Below are 25,287 nucleotides of genomic sequence, written 5' to 3'. Positions count from 1 at the left end.
TCTGTTGCTTCCCGGTTGAGCACATCTCCTATAAGGTGCTTAGGCTTTTACTCACACAAAAGCATAAGCGCATGCAACAAATACGCATACAAGTAAACCGGGAAGAGCGCAGCATCCCATCCCAAACCACACTCATTGCACTGCTCGATTTATTGGGCATAGAACAACACCGCGGTATAGCCTTGGCGGTGAATGAGCAAGTAGTGCCCAAAAGCAAGTGGGCTGAACATATCCTCCACGACAACGACCGTGTAACCCTTATCAGAGCCACACAAGGTGGTTGAACCTTTTTTTTTCATCATTCAACAATTAAAAACACTGTTATGAAGAAACAACAAAAAAGACCCAATCAGTTGATTATCACCCGCGAGCCCTTCCCTTGCTCCCGCAAGATATATGTGGAAGGCAAGCTGCATCCCATCAAGGTGGCGATGCGTGAAATCACCCTGCACGATACCGTGACCAAGTTCAATGGTGTGGAAAAGCGCGAAGAAAACCCACCCATTACCGTTTATGACACCAGTGGACCCTATACCGACCCCAACGTTGAAATAGACATTACCAAAGGGCTGCCGCGTGTGCGTGAAGAGTGGATACGTGCGCGTGGCGACGTGGAAGAGCTGGAAGCGCCCACTTCCGACTATGGCAAACAGCGCCTAAGCGACCCCAAGCTGGCACACTTGCGTTTTGAGCATATCCGTAAGCCCCTGCGTGCCAAACCCGGAAAAATTGTTACACAGATGCACTATGCCAAGCAAGGCATCATCACACCGGAAATGGAATATGTAGCCATTCGTGAAAACATGCGCATTGACGAAATGCGCTCGAAGAGCAACAAATTCAATGCGCTTTGGAAGCAACACAAAGGCAACAGCTTTGGCGCTTCCATCCCCGAGGTCATTACCCCCGAATTTGTGCGTGAGGAGGTAGCACGCGGGCGGGCTATCATTCCTGCCAACATCAACCACCCCGAATCGGAACCGATGATTATCGGGCGTAATTTCTTAGTGAAAATCAATGCCAACATAGGCAACTCGGCAGTGAGTTCATCAATAGAAGAAGAAGTGGAAAAAGCTGTGTGGGCATGTCGTTGGGGGGCAGATACCATCATGGACCTCTCTACGGGTGCCAACATACACGAAACCCGCGAATGGATTTTGCGCAACTCGCCTGTGCCTATAGGCACCGTGCCTATTTATCAGGCACTGGAAAAAGTAGGTGGAAAAGCCGAAGAGCTCACTTGGGAAATTTACCGAGACACCCTCATTGAGCAGTGTGAACAAGGCGTGGACTACTTCACCATTCATGCTGGCGTGCTGTTGCGTTACATACCGCTCACTGCCAAGCGCGTAACCGGCATTGTTTCGCGTGGGGGCTCTATCTTGGCAAAGTGGTGTTTGGCGCATCACAAAGAGAATTTCCTTTATACCCACTTCGAAGAAATCTGCGAAATACTCAAAGCCTACGATGTATCTATTTCTTTGGGCGACGGTTTGCGTCCCGGCTCTATTGCCGACGCCAACGATGAAGCGCAATTTGCCGAGCTGGAAACACTGGGCGAACTGACCAAGATTGCATGGAAACACGACGTGCAGGTGATGATTGAAGGACCCGGACACGTGCCCATGCACCTCATCAAAGAAAATATGGACAAACAGCTGGAGATTTGCCATGAAGCACCTTTTTATACCTTAGGTCCTTTGACTACCGACATAGCACCCGGCTATGACCACATCACCTCTGCCATTGGGGCTGCTATGATTGGCTGGTTTGGTACTGCCATGCTTTGCTACGTAACGCCCAAAGAGCACTTGGGGCTGCCCAATAAAAAAGATGTAAAAGATGGTGTGATTGCCTACAAAATAGCGGCTCATGCTGCCGACCTTGCCAAAGGGCACCCCGGCGCCCAGTATCGAGACAACGTCTTGAGCAAGGCACGCTTTGAGTTTCGTTGGGAAGACCAGTTCAACTTGTCGTTGGACCCCGACACCGCCCGCGAATTTCATGATGAAACTTTGCCTGCCGAAGGGGCAAAAATCGCACACTTCTGCTCTATGTGTGGTCCGCATTTCTGTTCTATGAAGATAACCCAAGATGTGCGCAAATATGCCGAAGAAAGAGGGCTTGACGAGCAAACAGCCATTGAAGAGGGGATGAAGGAAAAAGCCAATGAATTTAAATCGAAAGGAAAAGAGATTTATCTCTAAGCCCAGTGGCTTTGAAATAGCTGTCATTTGCTCGCCGGACGACCTGCCCGGTGAGCAAGCCACCCTATTGGCTCTTTTAGAAGCGGGAGTGGAGCGCCTGCATCTGCGCAAGAAGCATTGGGACTTGCGGCAGACCGCCGCTTTCTTAGACAGCTTGCCTGCAGCGTATCACCCCCGTATCATCCTACATGCCCATGCCACCTTGTTGAATCACTACGAGGTGGCGGGCTTTCACGGGCAGCAGCCCCCAAGGCTGCCGGTCGCTTGTAAGGGCTGTTCGGTACACAGCTACGAAGAGTATCAAGCGCTGTATGCGCTTTATGATTACTTGTGGTTGAGCCCTTTTTTCGACAGCCTTTCAAAAAAAGACTATGGCGCCAATGTCGGCTTGTGGCATCCACCGCCTGATTGCCCTCTCGACAAAGTGGTGGCTTTAGGGGGCATTACACCACAGCACTTGCCTCATCTTGCCCGTTTGGGCATCCGTAGGGCAGCAGTGTTGGGATACATATGGAACGCAAAAAATCCGCTAAAAGCATGGAAGACATTTCAAAACGTGCAAGTGTAGCACGACTGCATTTTATCACACAGGGAGAAACACCCCGTGAGCATTTGCAGCAGATAGAGGAAGTATTGACTGCTGGTGTGCGTTGGGTGCAACTGCGCATGAAAAAACAAAGTCTGCAAGTGGTAGAAGAGACCGCTCGCCGTGCTTTGGAGATGACACGGAGTGCTGCTGCCTGTCTTATCCTGAACGATTACGTGGAGGTCGCCGCTCGTATAGGCGCCGACGGCGTACATGTGGGAAAAGAGGATATGCCTTTAAACCAAGTGTTTCATTGCATGGGGCAGCGGGCTTTGGTAGGAGCTACTGCCAATACTTTTGAGGACATACAAGCCCATGCGCTTTATCCTGTCAGTTATGTGGGGCTGGGTCCTTATCGTTTCACGCAAACCAAAGAAAAGTTAAGCCCTACTTTGGGCTTGGAAGGATATAAGCGGCTTATGCAGCAGATGAAAGCAGCCGCTCTCAGTATCCCCGTCATTGCCATTGGGGGGATTCGCTTGGAAGACATTCCTGCTTTGTTACGTAGCGGGGTGTGGGGGATTGCCCTTTCCGGCTTCATAGCCCATGCTTCTGACCGGAAGGCACAAGCCCGCCGAGTGCTGGACACCATCGAGGCGGAGCTGTGCCGCTCCGCTGATTATTCATCATAAAAGCCGAGAAACCATGTTGAAAATAGCCGACAAAACATTTCGTTCACGTCTTTTTACGGGCACAGGCAAATTTAGCAATGCCACGCTCATGCAAGAAGCCCTCAAAGCCAGTGGTTCGGAGCTGGTAACCGTCGCGCTCAAGCGCATAGACATGCAAGCCAAAGACGACGACATTTTACCGTATCTCGACTGGGAGGGGCTTCACCTCTTGCCCAATACGTCGGGGGTACGTACCGCCGAGGAGGCTGTATTTGCTGCCGAACTGGCGCGTGAAGCCTTAGAAACCAACTGGGTGAAATTGGAAATACACCCAGACCCGCGTTATCTGATGCCCGACCCGGTGGAGACGCTCAAAGCCACTGCCGAGCTGGCGAAGCGTGGTTTCGTGGTGCTGCCCTACGTGCATGCTGACCCTGTGTTGTGTAAGCGGCTCGAAGAAGCAGGAGCCGCTGCCGTCATGCCTTTGGGCGCACCCATAGGCAGTAATCTTGGGCTGGAAACCAAGGTGTTTCTTGAAATCATCATTGAGCAGAGTCAGGTGCCGGTAGTTGTAGATGCCGGCATAGGCACCCCTTCTGATGCCGCCTGGGCAATGGAATTGGGCGCCGATGCCGTCTTGGTCAATACGGCAATAGCTGCTGCCGACGACCCCGTGCTCATGGCAAAGGCTTTTCGCTTGGCAGTGGAAGCCGGGCGCATGGCTTATGAAGCCAAGCCTGCCGCAGCTGGGCTGAAAGCATCGCCTACCAGCCCCCTCACTCAATTCTTAGATGAACTTTAACCCTCACCGCCATGACTTTCAAAGCAGTATTTGAACAATATACTTGGGAGGAGGTGCAAGAAAGCATCTACCGCAAAACAAGCTTCGATGTGGAACGCGCCCTGCGAAAGCAAAAGCGCGACATAGAAGATTTTAAAGCGCTTATTTCGCCCGCAGCAGCCCCTTACTTGGAACAAATGGCACAGCTGAGCCATCGTCTGACCGTACAGCGCTTTGGCAAAGTCATCAGTTTGTATGTGCCCTTTTATCTTTCGAATGAGTGCCAAAACATATGTACCTATTGTGGGTTTAGCTTTAGCAATAAAATTCCGCGCCGTACGCTGAACGATGCTGAAATTTACCGTGAAATAGAGGCTATCAAAGCCATGGGCTTCGAGCATGTGTTGTTGGTAACAGGTGAAGCCAACAACACGGTGGGCATGGCGTATTTCGAGCATGCCTTAGACCTGATAGTGCCGCATTTTGCCAATGTATCGATGGAGGTGCAGCCACTCGAAGAAGAAGACTACCGTCGGCTGGTAGAAAAGGGGGTTTATGCTGTTTTGGTGTATCAAGAAACTTATCGTCAGGCGACCTATAAGGAATACCATCCCAAAGGAAAAAAATCGAATTTCTTTTACCGCTTAGACACTCCAGACCGCTTGGGGCGTGCTGGCATTCATAAAATAGGCTTGGGGGCACTCATTGGGCTGGAAGACTGGCGCACCGACAGCTTCTTTGTGGCATTGCATTTAGACTACCTGAAACGAGTCTATTGGCAAACCAAATATTCTATTTCTTTTCCGCGCTTGCGCCCGCACGAAGGAGCCTTTGAGCCTAAGGTGCACATCACCGACCGCGAACTGGTGCAATTGATTTGTGCCTACCGCTTGTTCGATAGCGATGTAGAGCTGTCTCTTTCTACGCGTGAGTCGCCCAAGTTTCGCGACCATGTGCTTAAGTTGGGGATTACTTCGATGAGTGCCGGTTCGCGCACCAACCCCGGGGGGTATGCCGTGGACCCGCAAACGCTCGAGCAGTTTGAGATTGACGACACGCGTAGCCCGCAAGAAGTGGCTGCTATGATTCGGCGGCAGGGCTACGAAGCAGTATGGAAAGATTGGGATGCTTCTTTATTTTTAAATCAAGCCAAACATGCTTTCGACAGAGGAAAACTTGCGATATGACCGGCACCTGCGCCTGCAGGGCTTTGGTTTGGATGCCCAGCTGCGTCTTAAACAAGCCAAAGTGTTGGTAATAGGTGCCGGGGGGCTGGGGTGTCCCGTGCTGCAATATCTGGCAGCTGCCGGCGTGGGGACCATAGGCATCGTAGATGGCGACACGGTCTCTTTGTCTAACCTGCAGCGCCAGCCACTTTATACCCCCGCCGACATAGGCAAAAACAAAGCAGAGACCGCAGCGGAGCGCTTAAGGGCTTTCAATCCCTTGATAACCTATGAGGTTTATCCCTTTTTTTTGACGGCAGAAAATGCCGTCGAGCTGATTGCCCGTTTTGATGTGGTGGTTGACGGAAGCGACAGCTTCGCTACCCGCTATTTGGTCAACGATGCTTGTGTGATTGCCCGGCGACCGCTCGTTTACGGGGCAGTTTTCCGCTTCGAAGGGCAAGTGGCAGTGTTTAACTATCAGGGAAGTGCTACTTACCGTTGCTTATTTCCTGAACCCCCTTTGCCCCACCAGATGCCTGCTTGCAGCGAAGCCGGTGTACTGGGCGTGTTGCCGGGAGTCGTAGGCTTGTGGCAAGCCACCGAAGTCATCAAGTTGCTAACGGGCATCGCTAAGCCCTTGGTGAACACCTTGATGACCATAGACTTACTTCATAACCGAACGGAAACCTTTCACTTTTACCCCAACCCTGACAATCTGAACATAGACGCTATTCGTCCGATAGAATGGACTTGCTCTGCCGAAACGGTGCGTGTTTTAAAAGTGGAAGATTTTTTGAAGTGGCAGGCAGAGCACAAGCCTTTTGCTTTGTTGGATGTGCGCACAGAGGAAGAATATGCGCAAGAAAATATAGGAGGGGTTTTGTGTCCTTTGTCAGAGGTGGAGCAACGTTTTGCGCCGCCTGCACATACCCAAACGTTGGTGGTACTTTGTCAGGGGGGCGTCCGTGCACGACAGGCAGCAGCACGGCTCCAGCAGCGTTATCCGCAATATGAGTTTTGGGTGCTCGAAGGCGGGCTGAATGCCCTGCGGCACTACCGCAACTTAGCCCCTGAGTGCCATGGCATGAAATAATATACGTGAAAAAGCCAATCTTTTTACCTTTGTACATCTTTTATCTTGCAAAAGCACTTGAAAATACATGAGTCAACTGTACCAAGAAATCATTGAGAAAAAAGCGCCCATTGCTGTTATTGGCTTGGGGTATGTAGGTTTGCCCCTCGCCTTGGCTTTTGCCGAAAAGGTGCGTGTCATTGGTTTTGACATCAACAGCAAGCGCATAGCCATGATGCGCCAAGCTATAGACCCGAGCGGTGAGCTTCCCTCTACCGATTTTGAAGGAAAAGACATACTTTTTACAGACAAGATAGAGGACTTGCAGCAGGCGCGTTTTTATATAGTAGCAGTGCCCACGCCTGTTGACCGCCATACTCAGCCCGATTTACGCCCCTTGCTTTCAGCTACAGAAACAGTGGGAAAAGTATTGAAGAAAGGCGATTATGTAGTATATGAATCTACGGTCTATCCGGGCTGCACCGAAGAGGACTGTGTACCTATTTTGGAACGCCTCTCGGGATTGAAGGCATGCCGCGATTTTAAGGTGGGGTATTCACCGGAGCGTATCAATCCGGGCGACAAAGAGCACACTTTGCGTACGATAGTAAAGGTAGTAGCAGCTTGTTGCCCCGAGTCGCTCGATACCGTTGCTCGGGTGTATGGGCTGGTGGTGGATGCCGGCGTGCACCGCGCCCCTTCCATCAAGGTGGCAGAAGCAGCCAAGGTCATAGAAAACACACAACGCGACTTGAATATTGCTCTGATGAACGAGTTGTCGATGATATTCGACAAAATGAACATCAATACCTACGATGTGTTGGAAGCAGCCGCTACCAAGTGGAATTTTCTGCGTTTTGTGCCGGGTTTGGTAGGTGGGCATTGCATAGGCGTGGACCCTTATTATTTGACTTACAAGGCTAAAGCCATTGGGCACTACCCCGAAGTGATACTGAGCGGGCGAGGTATCAACGACCGTATGGCAGCGCACGTAGCCAAGCGAGTAGTGCAATTGCTCTTAGAAGAAGGGCACGATTTACGTACTGCCAAAGTACTGGTTGCTGGCATCACTTTCAAGGAAAACGTAAAGGACATACGCAATTCCAAAGTAGCGGACTTGGTGCATGAGTTGCAGTCTTTTCACTTAAATGTGAGCATCATTGACCCTCACGCCGAAAGTGAAGAAGTGGAAGAGGAGTATGGTCTAAAACTAAGTGCAGCACCAGAGGGACCTTATCAAGCCATCATATTGGCTGTGCCTCATAATGAATACAAAGCGTGGCAGGAAAAAGAACTCAAGGCACTATTGCAGCCCGCTGGTGTCTTGATAGACCTGAAAGGCATCTGGCGTAAGATAGCAGAAAAAGTTTCTTGTAGATATTGGAGCTTGTAGATGCCTTGAATGAAAGGCTAAAGCCAACCCCTACCGTAGGGGTGGCTTCCTGTTATTTGTCTTTTTTAAGCAACTGCTTAAAAAGCAATCTAATAGTTCGGATTTTGAAAAAAAATGCTAATTTATTTGGAGGGCACGGAAAGATAGATTACCTTTGCAAAGCAAAATGACACAGGGCCCGTTCGTCTAGCGGTCTAGGACGCCACCCTTTCACGGTGGAAACACGGGTTCGAGTCCCGTACGGGTCACCAAGGGCGACTTCAGAAGGTCGCCCTTTTTACTTTATTCTTCCGTCAGCCATTGTCTGGCAGTCTCTACATCTTGGAAAATACGCCTCTGCATGGTGCGCACTTCGCCTATTTCATCCAACCCTTCTTCTGCAGAAATTCCTGCAAAGAGGTCTGGCGATACAACTACCCCATACGCTTCACACAATGAGTGCGAGGAGAGATGTGTTGAGCAACCCATTCTTGCATTTTGGGTGATATGATATAATGCATCTGCCGGTTATCCAGCAGCAGGCGATGAGGTCGGTTCTGTTCTCCCCAAGAGGCATAAGCTTGCATACCTTCCATAAATGCTTCGTCTGAGAGAGAGGCATTCACACAGGCACAAAACAAACTCAAAGAGAAGTACGGCGCGCCGTATTTTTGGGGCGCTTTTGTGATGGTGGGCGAGTGAATAAGTGCCATGCTGCTGTTGCGGGCTTTGTATGCGCTTACCTTTGTAAACGCTCGGGCGCTACAAGCAAGCCCTGGCAGGTTTTCAAAACCTGTCAGGGCTTTGCTCTCTGGATAAGTTGCTGTGCAGCGAGTTAGTTGTTTTCTTTAGGTAATGATTCAGAAAATTTTCCAAAAGATGCAGTTTTTTTAACTTAGAAAGCGAGACCCTCATAGATTGAATTTACTAATGGCAAAATATTCATCATATGAAAAAGTTCATTTTCCTTGCCGTGTGGATACTTCCGACTGTGTTCCTCAAAGCCCAAGATTGGGAAACACTTACCCAACAAGGCGTCACACTATACCAAGAAGGCAAGTATGCCGAGGCAATAGCAATATTTGAGAAGGCTAAAACTCAAGCGGAAAAAGAGTTTGGCAAAGAACATCCTTCTTATGCTGTTTCTTGCCACATTTTAGGGGCTTTGTACCAAAACCAAGGCATGTATTCGCAGGCAGAGCCTTTGTTGGTGGAAGCGAAGAATATTTATGCAAAGGTCTTTGGCAAAGAACACCCTTATTATGCCATGTCTTGCAACAATTTGGCAGGTCTATATGAAGCCCAAGGCTTGTATTCCAAGGCAGAGCCTTTGCTGGTGGAAACCAAGAATCTTTTTGAAAAGATATTGGGCAAGGAAGACCCCGATTATGCCAATTCTTGCCACAATTTGGCAGCTTTGTATAATGAACAAGGTTTGTATTCCAAGGCAGAGCCATTGTATGTGGAAGCCAAGAATATTCGTGAAAAAGTATTGGGTAAAGAACACCCTGATTATGCCACTTCTTGCAACAATTTGGCAGAATTATACAGAACGCAAGGCTTGTACTCGAAGGCAGAGCCATTGTATGTGGAAGCCAAGAATATTTATGCAAAGGTCTTTGGCAAAGAACATCCTTCTTATGCCACTTCTTGCAACAATTTGGCAGCTTTGTATGAAGCCCAAGGATTGTATTCCAAGGCAGAGCCATTGTATGTGGAAGCGAAGAATATTCGTGCAAAGGTCTTGGGCAAAGAACATCCCGATTATGCCACTTCTTGCAACAATTTGGCAGGTTTGTATGCAAAACAAGGCATATATTCCAAGGCAGAGCCATTGTATGTGGAAGCGAAGAATATTTATGAAAAGGTCTTTGGCAAAGAACATCCCGATTATGCCACCTCTTGCAACAATTTGGCAGCTTTGTATGAAGCCCAAGGATTGTATTCCAAGGCAGAGCCATTGTATTTGGAAGCGAAGAATATTCGTGCAAAGGTCTTGGGCAAAGAACATCCCGATTATGCCACTTCTTGCAACAATTTGGCAGGTTTGTATGCAAAACAAGGCATATATTCCAAGGCAGAGCCATTGTATGTGGAAGCCAAGAATATTCGTGAAAAGGTCTTAGGCAAAGAACACCCTGATTATGCCCTGTCTTGCAACAATTTGGCAGTTTTGTATGAAGCCCAAGGATTGTATTCCAAGGCAGAGCCATTGTATGTGGAAGCGAAGAATATTCGTGAAAAGGTCTTAGGCAAAGAACACCCTGCTTATGCCCTGTCTTGCAACAATTTGGCAGGTTTGTATGCAAAACAAGGCATATATTCCAAGGCAGAGCCTTTGCTCGTGGAAGCCAAGAATATTTATGCAAAGGTCTTAGGCAAAGAACACCCTGATTATGCTACTTCTTGCAACAACTTAGGGTTTTTATACGCAAACCAAGGCATGTATTCCAAGGCGGAGCCATTGTATGTGGAAGCGAAGAATATTTATGCAAAGGTCTTGGGTACAGAACACCCTGATTATGCCCTGTCTTGCAACAATTTGGCAGCTTTGTACTACGACCAAGGTTTGTATTCCAAGGCAGAGCCATTGTATGTGGAAGCGAAGAATATTTATGCAAAGGTCTTTGGCAAAGAACACCCTGCTTATGCCCTGTCTTGCAACAATTTGGCAGCTTTGTATAAAGCCCAAGGTTTGTATTTCAAGGCAGAGCCATTGTATGTGGAAGCGAAGAATATTTATGAAAAGGTCTTTGGCAAAGAACACTCTGATTATGCCACTTCTTGCAACAATTTGGCAGAATTATACAGAACGCAAGGCTTGTACTCGAAGGCAGAGCCTTTGTATGTAGAAGCTAAGGATATTGTTGCAAAGGTCTTTGGCAAAGAACACCCTTATTATGCCACTTCTTGCAACAATTTGGCAGCTTTGTATAATGAACAAGGTTTGTATTCCAAGGCGGAGCCTTTGTATGTGGAAGCGAAGAATATTTATGAAAAGGTCTTTGGCAAAGAACACCCCGATTATGCCCGGTCTTGCAACAATTTGGCAGCTTTGTATAAAGCCCAAGGATTGTATTCCAAGGCAGAGCCATTATATGTGGAAGCTAAGGATATTGTTGCAAAGGTCTTTGGCAAAGAACACCCCGATTATGCCACTACTTGCAACAATTTGGCAGGTCTATATGAAAACCAAGGATTGTATTCCAAGGCAGAGCCATTGTATGTGGAAGCGAAGAATATTCGTGAAAAGGTCTTGGGCAAAGAACACCCTGATTATGCCATTTCTTGCAACAATTTGGCAGCTTTGTATAAAGCCCAAGGTTTGTATTCCAAGGCAGAGCCATTATATGTGGAAGCTAAGGATATTGTTGCAAAGGTCTTTGGCAAAGAACACCCTGATTATGCCACTTCTTGCAACAATTTGGCAGTTCTATATGAAGCCCAAGGTTTGTACTCGAAGGCAGAGCTATTGTATGTGGAAGCGAAGGATATTCGTGCAAAGGTCTTTGGCAAAGAACACCCTGATTATGCCATTTCTTGCAGCAATTTAGGGCTTTTATATGAAAAACAAGGATTGTATTCTAAGGCAGAGCCTTTGTTGGTGGAAGCGAAGAATATTCGTGAAAGGGTATTAGGCAAAGAACACCCTGATTATGCTACTTCTTGCAACAACTTAGGGTTTTTATACGCAAACCAAGGCATGTATTCTAAGGCAGAGCCTTTGTTCGTGGAAGCCAAGAATATTTATGCAAAGGTCTTTGGCAAAGAACACCCTGATTATGCCACTTTTTGCAACAATTTGGCAGCTTTGTATGAAAAACAAGGTTTGTATTCCAAGGCAGAGCCATTGTATGTGGAAGCTAAGGATATTGTTGAAAAGGTCTTTGGCAAAGAACACCCCGATTATGCCCGGTCTTGCAACAATTTGGCAGCTTTGTATAATGAACAAGGTTTGTATTCCAAGGCGGAGCCTTTGTATGTGGAAGCGAAGAATATTTATGAAAAGGTCTTTGGCAAAGAACACCCTTATTATGCCACTTTTTGCAACAATTTGGCAGCTTTGTATGAAGCCCAAGGTTTGTATTCCAAGGCGGAGCCTTTGTATGTGGAAGCGAAGAATATTTATGAAAAGGTCTTTGGCAAAGAACACCCCGATTATGCCCGGTCTTGCAACAATTTGGCAGCTTTGTATAATGAACAAGGTTTGTATTCCAAGGCGGAGCCTTTGTATGTGGAAGCGAAGAATATTTATGAAAAGGTCTTTGGCAAAGAACACCCTGATTATGCCCGGTCTTGCAACAATTTGGCAGCTTTGTATGAAAAACAAGGATTGTATTCCAAGGCAGAGCCATTGTATGTGGAAGCGAAGGATATTCGTGCAAAGGTCTTAGGCAAAGAACATCCTGATTACGCCAGTTCTTGCAATAATTTGGCTTCTTTGTATGAATCTCAAGGCTTGTACTCGAAGGCAGAGCCTTTGTTGGTAGAAGCGAAGGATATTCTTGCAAAGGTCTTAGGCAAAGAACACCCTGATTATGCCCTGTCTTGCAACAATTTGGCAGGTCTATATAAAGCCCAAGGATTGTATTCCAAGGCAGAGCCATTGTATGTGGAAGCGAAGAATATTTATGAAAAGGTCTTTGGCAAAGAACACCCTGATTATGCCATGTCTTGCAACAATTTGGCAGCTTTATATGGAGCCCAAGGATTGTATTCCAAGGCAGAGCCTTTATTGGTGGAAGCCAAGAATATTCGTGAAAAAGTATTGGGCAAAGAACACCCTGCTTATGCCCTGTCTTGCAACAATTTGGCAGCTTTATATGGAGCCCAAGGATTGTATTCTAAGGCAGAGCCTCTGTTGGTGGAAGCGAAGAATATCTTTGAAAAGGTTTTGGGCAAAGAACATCCTGATTATGCCCTGTCTTGCAACAATTTAGGGCTTTTATATGAAAACCAAGGTTTGTATTCCAAGGCAGAGCCTTTGTTGGTGGAAGCGAAGAATATCCGTGAAAAGGTTTTGGGCAAAGAACACCCTGCTTATGCCACTTCTTGTGGCAATTTGGCAGCTTTGTATGAAGACCAAGGCTTGTATTCCAAGGCGGAGCCGTTTTTCCTGGAGGTACTTAGCGGCTTATTAGCCCAAATAGAGAACAATTTTTCTCACCTTTCTGAGAAGGAGAAAGCCCTCTTTTACAAAAGTTTTGCCTATCATTTTGAGATTTTCAACTCTTTTTCACTTAAAAGATACCAAGAAAACCCTGCGATTCTATCGCACGCCTACAACAACCAACTCGCCACCAAGGCTTTGCTTTTCAACACAAGTGTCAAAATCAAAGAACGCATCCTGAGTAGCAAAGACCAAAACCTGATAGACCTATACGCCAACTGGAAAGCCAAACGAGAGTATCTGGCAAAGGTGTATCAGATGAGCCTCTCGGAGAAAGAGAAACAGGGCATCAACCAAGCGCAATTGGAGGCAGAAGTGAATGAATTGGAAAAACAGCTTTCGAGCAAGTCGGAGTTGTTTGCCACTGCCCAAGACAAACGCCGCTACACTTGGCAAGACGTACAAAAGCAACTCAAAAAAGGTGAAGTAGCCGTGGAGATGATAAGGACACGCTACTACGATAAAGATTGGACAGATTCTGTGGTGTATATTGCGCTTATCGTGAAGCCCGAGACGGAAAATTATCCTGAGATAGTGGTTTTGTCAGATGGCAACGCAATGGAGAAACGGGGCATTAACTATTACAGAAACTGTATCAAACTCAAGAGAACAGATAGACTTTCATACAACAAATTTTGGAAACCCATCAAAGACAAAATCGGTACGGCACAGAAAGTATATTTTTCTGCTGATGGGGTGTATCACCAACTGAATTTGCTCACGCTTCAGAACCCAGAGACAGGCAAGTATGTGCTTGAGGAGACGAATGTCCAGCTTGTGAGCAATACCAAAGATTTGGTATTGTTTAACAAACGCAAGCAACTTCAAAAGAACTTCAAGGAGTATGAGCTTCATTTGTTTGGCTTCCCGGATTATGGGAGCCCAACCAATTCCCCAAACACCGACAGAAGCGCTTTTGCCATTCCGTTAGACACGACACAACGCTTTCTTGATGGAAGCGGAGGCATTAGTGCGCTTCCTGGGACAAAAGTTGAAGTAGAAAGTATTGGAAGTTTAGCTCAATCTCAAAACCTCAAAACCTTCATTTACACAGGCAAGCAGGCAAGCGAAGGCAATCTCAAGAAAATCTTAAACCCTGATATTCTGCACATAGCCACCCACGGCTTTTTCCTTGCAGATGTACCCATCATCGACAAAGACGATAGGATGGGATTGCAGAAACATGAGGTTCTATTAGAGAACCCGCTGTTGCGTTGTGGTTTGTTGTTGGCAGGCGCCGAGGAGGGATTGAGAAATGGGGAGCAAGAGGGGAAAGAGAATGGGGTACTCACTGCCCAAGAGGCGATGAATTTGAATTTAGACCACACGGATTTGGTGGTGCTGTCGGCATGTGAGACGGGCTTGGGGGAGATAGTGAACGGAGAGGGTGTTTTTGGATTGCAGCGGGCATTTCAGACGGCGGGCGCCAAGACAGTGCTGATGAGCCTCTGGAAAGTAGATGACACAGCTACGCAGGAAATGATGAGTCTTTTTTATGAGAACCTGCTTGTGAAAAAACTTCCGAAGCGAGAGGCATTCACACAGGCACAAAACAAACTCAAAGAGAAGTACGGCGCGCCGTATTACTGGGGCGCTTTTGTGATGGTGGGAGAGTGAATAAGTGCCATGCTGTTGCGGGCTTTGTATGCGCTTCCCTTAGAGCAAAGACCTGGCAGGTTTTCAAAACCTGTCAGGTCTTGCTTGTATTATTTTACCACAGAGGACACGGAGGAGCACAGAGGAAGTTTTTCTATTCATCCTCCACTTTCCTTATTTCCTCCTCTGCTAACCCATACAGTTCATACACCAACCCATCTACTTCCCGCGTTTTTTTGTCAGCAAGAATTTTATCAACCAGCGCCTCAATTGGCTGAACGAAATTTAGACCACACGGATTTGGTGGTGCTGTCGGCATGTGAGACGGGCTTGGGCGAGATAGTGAACGGAGAGGGCGTTTTTGGATTACAGCGGGCATTTCAGACGGCGGGCGCCAAAACAGTACTGATGAGCCTCTGGAAAGTAGATGACACAGCTACGCAAGAAATGATGAGTCTTTTTTATGAGAACCTGCTTGTGAAAAAACTTCCGAAGCGGGAAGCATTCACACAGGCACAAAACAAACTCAAAGAGAAGTACGGCGCGCCGTATTTTTGGGGCGCTTTTGTGATGGTGGGTGAGTGAATAAGTGCCATGCTGCTGCTGCGCGCTTTGTATGCGCTTCCCTTAGAGCAAAGACCTGGCAGGTTTTCAAAACCTGTCAGGTCTTCGCTCTCTTTGCTACAAGACACTTTTTCCCTAACTTTTCATTTGTTTGATTTCTTGAGAGGGGGCTTGGTTTTTCTTAGCTTATCAAAGCCATTTTTTTTACAATAAAAATAGTTTGTTTTTATCGGTAAAAACTTGTAAACTTGCAATTCCAAATGAGGAAATGTGGATTACTTAACAATAAGAAGTCATGGCAAGGAAATTGACAACCAAGGAAATTAAGCGTCGCCGTAGAGCGGTAAATCGCATCAAAGAAATTAAACGCTTGAACTTTGTTCCTCCGATGAAAGCTGTGGATGTGGAGGCAGTGAAAGCCGAGTTTGCAGCTAAGAAAGCATAGCGTTATAGAAAAACGCTTCGCAAAACATAATGCCCAAAGGCTATTCCTCATTGTGAATAGCCTTTTTTGTTTTTTGGTGATACTGTGTGTAGAGTGAGGTTTTGGTAAAATGGGATACTACCAGACAATCCCCCAATGAAAGTTGGCTATACTGTAACCACGCGCAAGTTCGATAACAAAATACAAAAGCGGAACTTGTGCGTCAGGTTTCCATTACTAATATGGAACATCCAATTATTTACCGGCATCAGTGTTTACTTTAATTCCCTAACCAGTAGATACCTGTTGCCTGAATATTCTTTGTTTTGAAGGTAAAGCACACGGCCTCCTTTCACGGCTTCAAACCAGGCATGGAATGTTTCAGTTTTGTTATTATGCCGATTGGTTAAAACTATTTCCCAATTGGTAACGGTTGCTTTACCTGCATACGACAGCGAATAGGTATTCATATTGCCTACCATACCCGATGCGCCCTGGTGTTTGCTTACATACTGTCCGTTGGCAAAAAATTCGAATTCATCGCTCGAAGCAGCAAAAGCCATACCTGCATAAGCACCTGTGTAGGCATTATAATAATTCATGGCTGCATTACTGCTTTCGTGCCACTTGCCCACAATATCAGGCAAAGCCACCGCAAAGCGGTTATATCTCGACATGGCGGCAAGGTCTGAGTGATACTTATCTTCGGCTTTCGGAAAGGTGGTTCGTATGCTTTGCTCATCAGGCGCTATCGCCAGTGTAGGAAACATAATTCCATTGGAGGCGCCAACGTAAAAAGCCAGAAAGCAATTTCTTCCGGTTTTAGGGTCAATGGCTGTACCTTCAATGTAGGGCGCCTGCAAAGCGGATATCACTTCACCATGGTCGCGGTATTGTTTAGAAAGAATGCGGAACTCTTTGGTTAGATAATTATCCCAGAAATAATCTCTTCCTGCGTTTCTTGCAGCATCATCAAAAGGTAGGGGATAATAGAGGTGAACACGTATATTCCCTTTTGTAACCACCACTTTGTCTTCTTCAATGGTGCTTACCCAGCCGTCATCCCAATTGGTTTTGTTGTAGGTATATGTGCCGGTAAAAGTGCCTTTGTTAGTAGGCGCTGAAGTCTGCGAACCGGTTGATGCCTGATTGGAAGTTGAAGAAGGTTTGGTGTTTTCGGGGGACCTCTGTGTATTATTATTTGAAACTTCACCAGGGGGCAATTCAGGTAGGTATGAAGCGTTGGGAGGACGCTGATAAAAATACGTGTTAGGAAACTGCGAGTTGATGCCAAACATACCATCTCTTTCGGTGGTCTTCCCGTCAACCGGTGAAAGTAGCAAGTTAAGCTCTGAAAATTCTACGAATCGCACCGTATAGGTAGTTACTTCAGGCGTAACTGTTTGTGCTTTAATTAAGCTGCCATATTGGTCGGCATTGTCTTTCTTGCTCCACGTTTGCACCACCGCACGTGTGGGGGTTATAGAAAGAGTGTTGCCTGTTAATTTCCATGATCCGGTTTCCTTGCGGAAAATTATCTGCGGGGTGTACGCATCGAAAGTCTTCTTGTAAAATACAAAGGTGCCATCATCAAAAAAGTTGTACTGGCATTTTATATAGCCATAGGCAGAAGATGAGGAGGTAGCCGAAGTTTTCAACCATGTACCTGTAATTCCTCCTGTGTTTGTTGTGGTGGTCTGGGGCTCGGCTGGCGTGGTAGGGGTAACTGTAGTAGTGGCTGGGAGTGAAACGGCTGGTATTCCTTCGGGTTTGCCAAAGTATAAATCGGTTTGCTGAGCCTTCTCCTCATAATAATATATCAGGTACTCATTGCCGCGCTTCAACCAGCCATAGTTGGGCGAGGTAGCCGGAACAAGCTGCCAGCCCGCCAGCCTAATCAGCTCCTCGAAGCGGCTGCGGCTCCATCCGCTGCTTTTCCCCGGCAACTGCAGCACCTCGGCCTCACTTACTTTTACCCCTGCCTTAGTCGACTCATCTTCCAGCAGCACGGCAGCAGAAGCCTTACTTAAAAGTCGGTTGTCCTGCAATGAACCCTGAGGAAGGCTTATGCCACTAAACGCTGATACAGAAGCCGGCACCAATTTTTTCTGTGCCCATGCCGGCAAAGCCTCGCACAACAGCACCGCAGATAAAAGCCAGGTAATGCAAATTGGATGTTTCATATAATTATATGATACTGTCCCAAAAAGTGTGTAAAGTGAGGTTTTGATAAATAAGTTTAATTAACAGTTGAAACTTTTAATACATGAAAGACCTAACACTTTACACAACAGTAAGTTACAGAATTTTATCAGAAGTGGCAAGCCAGTGTGAAGAAATTTAACAAAATATTACAACTCTCCTTAGAAGCTCTCATGCGAGCAGAGCGGGAGTTACACAATTTCGCCAGTAGAGATGTTAGTAATGGTTACCGTTGGCGGAAAGCCATTGGGCAACACGAGCAGCTTATGCTGCAAGTACCTCGCACGCGATATCATTATTTTATCCAGCATGGTAGACGCTACTCCAGCCGTTGATGCTATATACATTTCTACCCGACGCGGGGAAAGCACCAGCAAGTAAGCATACTTTACGATGTTAGGAGTAAAAGCCGATAGGACAAGGGAAGTACTTTCTATTGTCAATTTTTCTGTGGAGAGCTACTGTATGGATTGAAGTATTTAAAGATTTAAAGGGAAGAGGGAGCAAAAAAGCGGACTTGGTAGTCAGCGATGCCTTAGGCGGGCATAGAGGAAGCTATAGCTAAACATCACAGCTGGGTATCTCATCAGTTGGTACTACTTCACTTAGTGAAAAGGCATTACGCTTTATTTTTGAAGACGTTTCATCACAAAGGACAAAGCCACGCCGCAAGCCAAAGCAAGGCTCAGGCTTATGGTCATAGGGAAGAAGTCGAGTAGTACGGCATAGCCAATGCCAAACAGAAGACTATAAACAAGCCCTACGCCCAATGCCCAGGCGATGAGTAGTCCCAACAGAGGGCGCGTGCCGTCCTGTTTACTTATCGGCTTCCACCAGCCCAATGGCTGCACCCGCTCGTAGAAAGCCTTGAGTTGGGCAGCATCGGTAGGGGGAGTCAAGAAGGTAACGGTAACCCATGCCGCGGTCGTAACACCTACGGTGAGGTAATAACTGTGGGGAGCCTCTTGTAAAGACAAACCCCAAACCGGGTTCCAACGCGACAGTACATATTTGGCAATAAAATATACGACTAAGGGCACAAGGGTAGCCGTGATTTCGCTCCATGCATTTACACGCCACCAGTACCATCGCAAAATCAACACCAAGCCCAGCCCGGCACCACATTCTATGATGAATTCCCAGATGGCAGTAATGCGTTCCACGTAGAGCGTCACAACCAAGCCGCAGGCAGCCAGTAGAATAGTGAATAGTTTGGAAACCAATACATAATGGCGGTTGATGCTTTCTTGCCCGGATAGCTTCAAAGGGGGTGCCAAAAGGCGCTGATACAAGTCACCGGTTAAATAAGAAGCGCCCCAGTTGAGTTGCGTGGAGATGGTGCTCATATAAGCAGCGATGAAAGCCACCAACAGCAGACCGCGCAAGCCTTCGGGCAGAAAATCGCGCATCACGTACACAAAACCGTAACGGCTCTGTTCAGCCGGCAGGTCGGGAAAGAGCACCAACGCACAAAGAGCGACCACAATCCACGCCCATGGACGCAGCGCATAATGAGCAATTTGGAAGAATAAACCGGCTTTTACGGCTTCGGTTTCGCTGCGGGTACTCATCAGGCGTTGGGCAATGTAACCACCGCCCCCGGGCTCGGCACCCGGATACCAGCTTGCCCACCACTGCACTGCTACAAACGCCAAGAAGCTGCCTATGCCGATGCTCATGGAATGCCCACTACTGGAAGCACTGCCTATGGTAGGGAAGAACGAAAGACGCTCGGCAGACAAGCGGCTTTTGAGTGCCTGCATGCCTCCCACAGACTCTGAGTGCAAAACGATGATAGCCAGCACGATGCATCCCCCCATGGCAACTATAAATTGCACTACGTCGGTGGCAGCGATGCCTTTAAGCCCCGAAAGAGAGGCATATAGCATCACCATAACCATCATAACCGAAAGCCACAGAAAAGCCTGTGTGTCGTTTAAATCAAAGAATACCTTCAGCAGGGAAAGCATCGCCAGGTTCACCCAGGCAATGATGAGCACGTTCATGAATAGCCCCAAATAAACGGCGCGGAAGCCCCTAAGAAAAAGAGCTACTTTGCCGCTGTAGCGCAGCTCTGCCAGTTCGGCATCTGTCATCACACCGGAGCGGTGCCAATAGGCAGCAAAGAAAAATACCGTAAGTACGCCGCCTGCCACAGCATTCCACCATAACCAATTGCCTGCTATGCCGTTTTTATAGACCAGCTCGGTAACTGCCAGAGGGGTGTCGGCGGCAAAGGTGGTAGCCACCATAGAACCACCTGCCAGCCACCAGGGCAAGCGCCGTCCCCCCAAAAAATAATCCTGTATGTTTTGGATACTGCTGCGCCCTGCTCGTAGTCCGATGCCTACAAACAGCAACAAAAAAAGAATGATAACGCCCCAGTCCAATAGTGTCAATGTGCTACCCATAAACGCCCTGATTTCTTTCGTCAGTCTATTCAGTACCTCTTGGAAGTTGAATTGTTTTCTTGTTAAAAAAATTGCAACTTCCAGCCCAAAGAAAATATTTTTTTATGAAAAAACTATTTCTTTTAGACGCTTTGGCGCTCATTTACCGTGCCTACTACGCTTTTATCAATAACCCACGCCGAAACTCTAAAGGACTTGATACCAGTGCTATTTACGGTTTTACCAACACTTTGTTGGAGGTACTTCAAAAAGAAAAACCCACACACATAGGCGTGGCTTTTGATACGGCAGCCCCTACTTTTCGCCACGACACCTACGAAGAATACAAAGCCCACCGTCAAGAGCAGCCCGAAGGCATTTCTGTAGCCATTCCCTACATCAAGAAGCTTCTGCAGGCTATGCATATCCCCATCTTGGAAATGGATGGCTATGAAGCCGACGATATCATAGGAACCTTAGCCAAGCGTGCCGAAAAGGAAGGATTCGACGTCTACATGATGACTTCCGATAAAGACTATTGCCAGCTGGTGAGTGAACACATCTTTCTTTACAAGCCGGCTACCAAAACCAAGCCGACAGAAGTGATGGGCGTTCCGGAGGTGCTGAAAAAGTTTAAAATCAAAGACGTAAAACAAGTCATAGACGTGTTGGCACTACAAGGCGACAGCTCCGACAACATACCGGGCATACCGGGCATAGGTGAAAAGACAGCCCAAAAACTCATCATGCAATATGGCAGTGTGGAAAACCTGATTGCGCATGCCGACGAACTGCCGCCCCACTTGCGCGACAAAGTGAAAGAACATGCCCAACAAGCATTGCTTTGCAAAGAGTTAGTAACCATCTATACAGAAGTGCCCATCGATATAGACCTGGAGAGCCTGCACTATGACCCCTTCAATGCAGAAGAGCTGTTGCCGCTTTTAGATGAACTGGAGTTTCGCAGCATCAAAAACCGCCTGCTTGAACATAAAGCCTTCAAAAAACCGGAGGTGGTGAAGCAGGCACAAAAACAAGCCGTGGATAACCTACAATTGGGGCTTTTTGTCAGCGAGCAACAAGAAGAAGTGAGCAATGGAGCGGGGGATTCCATGCCTTCCATGCGTAACATCTACACTACACGCCACTTCTATCATCTGGTCGATACGCCGGAGCTCGTGCAGCTTTTGGCAGATAAGCTGCTGCAGTTGAAAGCTTTTTGTTTCGACACTGAAACCACCCACATCGACGCCCTGCAAGCCGAGCTGGTGGGCATGTCTTTTGCGTGGCAGCCCCATGAAGCCTATTATTTGCCCCTGCCCGAAGACCGCAACGAAGCCATGCGCTCTTTGGAACTGCTGCGCCCTGTGTTTGAAGCACCCGGCATAACCAAAGTAGCCCAAAACTTGAAATACGACCTGGCTGTATTGGCAAACTACGGCATGGAAGTAAAGCCTCCTTTTTACGATACCATGCTGGCGGCTTATTTGCTTGACCCCGATGAGAAGCACGGGATGAATTTCTTGGCAAAAAAGTTTCTTGCTTATGAACCGGTGAGTATTGAGAGTCTCATAGGCAAGAAAGGGAAAAATCAGGGCAGCATGCGCGAGGTGGCGCTGCATGAAATAAAAGAATATGCTGCCGAAGATGCCGACATTACCTGGCAGCTATATGCTGTGTTGCAACAAAAGCTGAAGGCATATCCTCGATTGCAGCAAGTGCTGGAAAACATTGAACTGCCCTTAGTGCCCGTGCTTGAAGACATGGAGCGCTGCGGCATTAAAATAGATGTAGAGGTACTTCAGGAGCTCTCCTCTCTGCTGGGCAAAGAAATTGCCACCCTCGAACAACAGATATATGAGCTTGCCGGAGAATCGTTCAATATTGCTTCACCCAAACAGCTGGGCGAGATTCTTTTCGATAAACTGAAATTAGACAAGAAGCCCAAAAAGACGCCTTCCGGACAATATGCCACAGGGGAAGAAATCCTCGCCAAACTGGTCGATAAGCATCCTATTGTGCCTTTGATTTTAGACATCAGGGAGCTGCAGAAGCTAAAATCCACCTATGTGGACCCCTTACCTGCTATGGTAGATGCACAATCTAAGCTGCATACTTCGTTCAATCAGGCGGTAGCAGCAACCGGGCGGCTGAGTTCTACCAATCCCAACCTACAGAACATACCCATTCGCACCGAGCGGGGGCAGGAAATTCGCAAGGCTTTTATCCCTTCTTTTGAAAATGGCTATATCGTCTCGGCAGATTATTCGCAAATAGAACTGCGCTTGATGGCTCACTTGAGCAACGACCCTACCATGAAACAGGCTTTTGCCGAAGGCAAAGACATCCATGCCATCACAGCTGCCAAAATCTTCCATGTGAGCATAGACGAAGTAACACCTTCGATGCGCCGTGCTGCCAAAACCGCCAACTTTGGTATTCTTTACGGTGTGTCTGCCTTTGGGCTGGCAGAACGGCTGCGCATCAGCCGCACCGAAGCCAAAAAACTCATAGAGGAATACTTTGCGCAGTTCCCTGCTGTGCGCCAATATCAAGAAGACATCATACACAAAGCCCGGGAGCAAGGGTATGTGGAAACCATTTTCGGTAGAAGGCGTTATTTGAGGGGCATTGACTCACGCAATCAGACGGTGCGTGGGCATGCCGAGCGCAATGCCATCAATACCCCTCTGCAGGGAAGCGCCGCCGACATCATCAAGTTGGCAATGGTGAGGGTGTACGACTGGCTGCATCGTGAAGGCTTGCGTTCCAAGATGGTATTGCAGGTGCACGACGAGCTGCTCTTCGATGTGCATCCCGCAGAGCTCGACCGTCTTATGGCAGAGGTGCCCTTGCTCATGAGCCGAGTGGTTGAATTGTCGGTGCCGTTGAAAGTAGATATAGGCAAGGGGCGTAATTGGTTGGAAGCTCATTGAATTCAAAAACCGTACAGCAATGCAAGAAAAGCAATACACTGTGGCTTTGAGTATAGCCGGCTCGGATTCGGGTGGGGGGGCTGGTATCCAAGCCGACATCAAAACGATGAGTGCTTTGGGGGTGTTTGCTACCACAGCCATCACCGCCGTTACCGCTCAAAACACTTGTGGGGTGCGCTTGGTGCAAGCCATGCCGCCCGAGGTGGTGCGTGCTCAAATAGAAGCAGTCTTGGAAGACATGTCGGTGCGTGCCATCAAGATAGGCATGCTGTTCAGTACGCCCATCATAGAGGCGGTAGCTGCCGCCTTGAAGCCCTATGCGGCAGAAATACCCATAGTGTTGGACCCCGTGATGATAGCCCAAAGTGGCGACCCGCTCATACGCGAAGAAGCCATCGAGGCTATGAAGGCACTGCTTTTTCCCTTGACTACTTTGATAACCCCCAACCTGCCTGAATTTGCTGCCCTACTGGGCGAAGCATTTGATGAAGAGCAGCCCTCCCATAGCATGGAAGCATGGCTACAATGGGGGGCTAAGGCGGTGCTTATCAAAGGGGGGCATAGCCATGACACAAGCAGGGTAATTGACTATTTGTTGCTTACAGAACAGCAACAGGTGCAGCGTTTCGAAAGTCCGCGCATAGCAACCACCAACACGCATGGAACCGGCTGCACCCTCTCCTCCGCCATTGCCGCATTTCTGGCGTACGGCTACGACACCATAGAGGCGGTTCGCCGTGCCAAAGAATACCTTACGCAGGCTTTGAAGCAAGGTGCCGAAAGGCGCTTGGGTAAGGGGGCTGGACCCGTTCATCATTTTCATGCTTTTTGGGAAAACATAAACCTAAAAAAGGTGGGCAGTGATTTTTAAAAGAATCGCTTGGGGGTAACAGGCTATTGATATTTCTTGTATTCCACTTTGGTGGGCGGCATGTTCATCCACAAAAGCGTGGAGGCATATAGCTTTGGCAAAAAGCCCCATAGATACCGCTCAGATAGGTCTTTGATGCCGTTTGGGCTTTTTTCGCTTTTTCTTTTCGCTTTGTTAAAGGCTGCTTTTTTGGTATTATTGCCGCTGTTGGCTGTGTGGCTTGTCTTCCATTTTTTTATTAAGTACCGAACATGGAAAAACAGACATTTGACTTTGCCCAATTGTACGAATTTGCCGTATCGGTTTTTCAATCCATAGACTTTAAAGAAGAAGATGCTCGCTTGGCAGCAGAGGTACTGTTGGCTGCTGACCTGCGGGGGATAGATTCGCACGGTATTGCGCGCTTGTCGGGCTATGTGCGTTTGTGGGAAGTCGGGCGCCTGAATCCTCGCCCCAATATACGTGTGGTGCATGAAACCCCTTCTACTGCCACCATCGATGGTGATGCGGGCGTAGGCTTGGTAGTAGCCCCTTATGCCATGCGCATAGCCATAGAAAAAGCAAAGCAAGTGGGCAGTGGGTGGGTAGCCGTGAAAAACTCCAATCATTTCGGCATTGCTGGCTACCACGCCATGATGGCACTTGCCCACGATATGATAGGCATGGCTATGACCAATGCCAGCCCCATAGTGGCACCTACTTTTTCGATAGAACGCCTATTGGGAACCAACCCTATTGCCTTGGCAGTGCCTGCTGGTGAGGAGCCCCCTTTTGTTGCCGACTTTGCTACCACCACCGCCGCCAATGGCAAATTTGAAATATTGGAACGAGAAGGACGCCAAGCGCCCTCTGGGTGGTTGCAGGATGCCGAAGGAAAGCCTACTACCGACCCGCAGACACGCAAGCAAGGCGGAGCTTTGTTGCCTTTGGGTAGCGACTACGAGCACGGCAGTCATAAAGGCTACTGCTTGGGGGCTATGGTCGATATATTGACCGCCGTGCTTTCAGGTGCCAACTACGGTCCCTGGGTGCCCCCTTTTGTGAGTTACCTACCTTTGCCTCAAAACCCCGTGGGGGAGGGTATAGGGCATTTTATGGGCGCTATGCGGATAGATGCCTTCCGTCCGGTGGAAGACTTTAAAAAACATATGGACCACTGGATACGCCGTTTTCGCAGTTCAAAAGCAATAGATGGCAAGCAGGTGTTGATTCCGGGTGACCCGGAAAGAGAAAATGAAGCGCAGCGGCGCCGTACAGGTATTCCGTTGATGCCACAGGTGATTGAAGACCTCGAGCAACTGGCAGAAAGATTTGCATTGCAATCGTTGCTTTGAAA

General features: G+C 47.8%; 17 protein-coding genes and 1 tRNA gene. 15 read left to right on the top strand and 3 right to left on the bottom strand.

All coding sequences use genetic code 11. From position 1 onward, the window contains the following. The first annotated feature begins 71 nt into the window (after window positions 1-71). The 9 genes from thiS (at window position 72) to FHS56_RS04690 (ending at window position 8,070) form a co-directional block, all read left to right on the top strand. Window positions 72-284, top strand: coding sequence for a sulfur carrier protein ThiS (thiS, locus tag FHS56_RS04730; RefSeq protein WP_166918701.1), 213 nt, complete (start codon window positions 72-74; stop codon window positions 282-284). A gap of 39 nt (window positions 285-323) precedes the next feature. Continuing rightward, window positions 324-2,207, top strand: a complete 1,884-nt coding sequence (gene thiC, locus FHS56_RS04725) for a phosphomethylpyrimidine synthase ThiC (protein WP_166918700.1) — start codon at window positions 324-326, stop codon at window positions 2,205-2,207. After that, the gene (locus FHS56_RS04720; RefSeq protein ID WP_166918699.1) at window positions 2,170-2,775 is read left to right on the top strand and encodes a thiamine phosphate synthase; all 606 of its coding nucleotides are present in this window, start codon (window positions 2,170-2,172) and stop codon (window positions 2,773-2,775) included. The genes thiC and FHS56_RS04720 overlap by 38 nt, the downstream gene beginning before the upstream one ends. Further along, window positions 2,745-3,425 (top strand): thiamine phosphate synthase, encoded by a 681-nt coding sequence (locus FHS56_RS04715; RefSeq protein ID WP_166918698.1) that lies wholly within the window; start codon window positions 2,745-2,747, stop codon window positions 3,423-3,425. Before FHS56_RS04720 ends, FHS56_RS04715 begins: the two co-directional genes overlap by 31 nt. A gap of 13 nt (window positions 3,426-3,438) precedes the next feature. Further along, window positions 3,439-4,206, top strand: coding sequence for a thiazole synthase (locus FHS56_RS04710; protein ID WP_166918697.1), 768 nt, complete (start codon window positions 3,439-3,441; stop codon window positions 4,204-4,206). A gap of 11 nt (window positions 4,207-4,217) precedes the next feature. Next, a complete protein-coding gene (thiH, locus tag FHS56_RS04705; protein ID WP_166918696.1) occupies window positions 4,218-5,372 on the top strand; it encodes a 2-iminoacetate synthase ThiH in 1,155 nt (384 codons plus the stop codon). Beyond that, the gene (gene moeB, locus FHS56_RS04700; RefSeq protein WP_166918695.1) at window positions 5,341-6,447 is read left to right on the top strand and encodes a HesA/MoeB/ThiF family protein; all 1,107 of its coding nucleotides are present in this window, start codon (window positions 5,341-5,343) and stop codon (window positions 6,445-6,447) included. The genes thiH and moeB overlap by 32 nt, the downstream gene beginning before the upstream one ends. 67 nt (window positions 6,448-6,514) lie before the next feature. Further along, window positions 6,515-7,819, top strand: coding sequence for a nucleotide sugar dehydrogenase (locus FHS56_RS04695; RefSeq protein ID WP_208409626.1), 1,305 nt, complete (start codon window positions 6,515-6,517; stop codon window positions 7,817-7,819). A 175-nt stretch (window positions 7,820-7,994) separates the two neighbouring features. Then, a tRNA-Glu gene (locus tag FHS56_RS04690) sits at window positions 7,995-8,070 on the top strand. 162 nt (window positions 8,071-8,232) lie between these two features. On the opposite strand, the gene FHS56_RS04685 is transcribed toward FHS56_RS04690, so the two are convergent. Continuing rightward, entirely contained in the window at window positions 8,233-8,511 is a 279-nt protein-coding gene (locus tag FHS56_RS04685) for a hypothetical protein (RefSeq protein WP_166918694.1), read from the bottom strand. A 236-nt stretch (window positions 8,512-8,747) separates the two neighbouring features. Between FHS56_RS04685 and FHS56_RS04680 the strand changes: the two genes are divergently transcribed. The 3 genes from FHS56_RS04680 to FHS56_RS04670 all read left to right on the top strand — a co-directional run bounded on the left by FHS56_RS04680 (window position 8,748) and on the right by FHS56_RS04670 (window position 15,573). Further along, window positions 8,748-14,585, top strand: coding sequence for a CHAT domain-containing protein (locus FHS56_RS04680; protein WP_166918693.1), 5,838 nt, complete (start codon window positions 8,748-8,750; stop codon window positions 14,583-14,585). A gap of 249 nt (window positions 14,586-14,834) precedes the next feature. Continuing rightward, window positions 14,835-15,149, top strand: a complete 315-nt coding sequence (locus FHS56_RS11940; RefSeq protein ID WP_243844142.1) for a CHAT domain-containing protein — start codon at window positions 14,835-14,837, stop codon at window positions 15,147-15,149. 274 nt (window positions 15,150-15,423) lie between these two features. Continuing rightward, complete coding sequence (locus FHS56_RS04670) at window positions 15,424-15,573, top strand: hypothetical protein (protein WP_166917842.1); 150 nt, start codon at window positions 15,424-15,426, stop codon at window positions 15,571-15,573. Window positions 15,574-15,827: 254 nt separating this feature from the next. Here the strand turns inward: FHS56_RS04670 and FHS56_RS04665 are convergent, their stop codons facing one another. Further along, window positions 15,828-17,735 carry a hypothetical protein gene (locus FHS56_RS04665; protein WP_166918691.1) on the bottom strand — a complete coding sequence of 636 codons (1,908 nt, stop codon included), beginning with the start codon at window positions 17,733-17,735 and terminating at the stop codon, window positions 15,828-15,830. Window positions 17,736-18,380: 645 nt separating this feature from the next. Next, window positions 18,381-20,165 (bottom strand): sodium:solute symporter family protein, encoded by a 1,785-nt coding sequence (locus tag FHS56_RS04660; protein WP_166918690.1) that lies wholly within the window; start codon window positions 20,163-20,165, stop codon window positions 18,381-18,383. A 104-nt stretch (window positions 20,166-20,269) separates the two neighbouring features. Here FHS56_RS04660 and polA point away from each other — a divergent pair, with 104 nt between their 5' ends. From polA to FHS56_RS04645, 3 genes are all read left to right on the top strand, one after another. Continuing rightward, a complete protein-coding gene (gene polA / locus FHS56_RS04655; RefSeq protein ID WP_166918689.1) occupies window positions 20,270-23,080 on the top strand; it encodes a DNA polymerase I in 2,811 nt (936 codons plus the stop codon). A 19-nt stretch (window positions 23,081-23,099) separates the two neighbouring features. Then, the gene (gene thiD, locus FHS56_RS04650; RefSeq protein ID WP_166918688.1) at window positions 23,100-23,951 is read left to right on the top strand and encodes a bifunctional hydroxymethylpyrimidine kinase/phosphomethylpyrimidine kinase; all 852 of its coding nucleotides are present in this window, start codon (window positions 23,100-23,102) and stop codon (window positions 23,949-23,951) included. Between the two features lie 251 nt (window positions 23,952-24,202). After that, a complete protein-coding gene (locus FHS56_RS04645) occupies window positions 24,203-25,285 on the top strand; it encodes an Ldh family oxidoreductase (protein WP_166918687.1) in 1,083 nt (360 codons plus the stop codon). Window positions 25,286-25,287 lie beyond the last annotated feature (2 nt).

The sequence above is a fragment of the Thermonema lapsum genome, assembly GCF_011761635.1.
Classification (GTDB): Bacteria; Bacteroidota; Bacteroidia; order Cytophagales; family Thermonemataceae; genus Thermonema; species Thermonema lapsum.
Note: the sequence above shows the minus strand (reverse complement) of the source record. Positions and strands in the feature narration are given on the sequence as shown.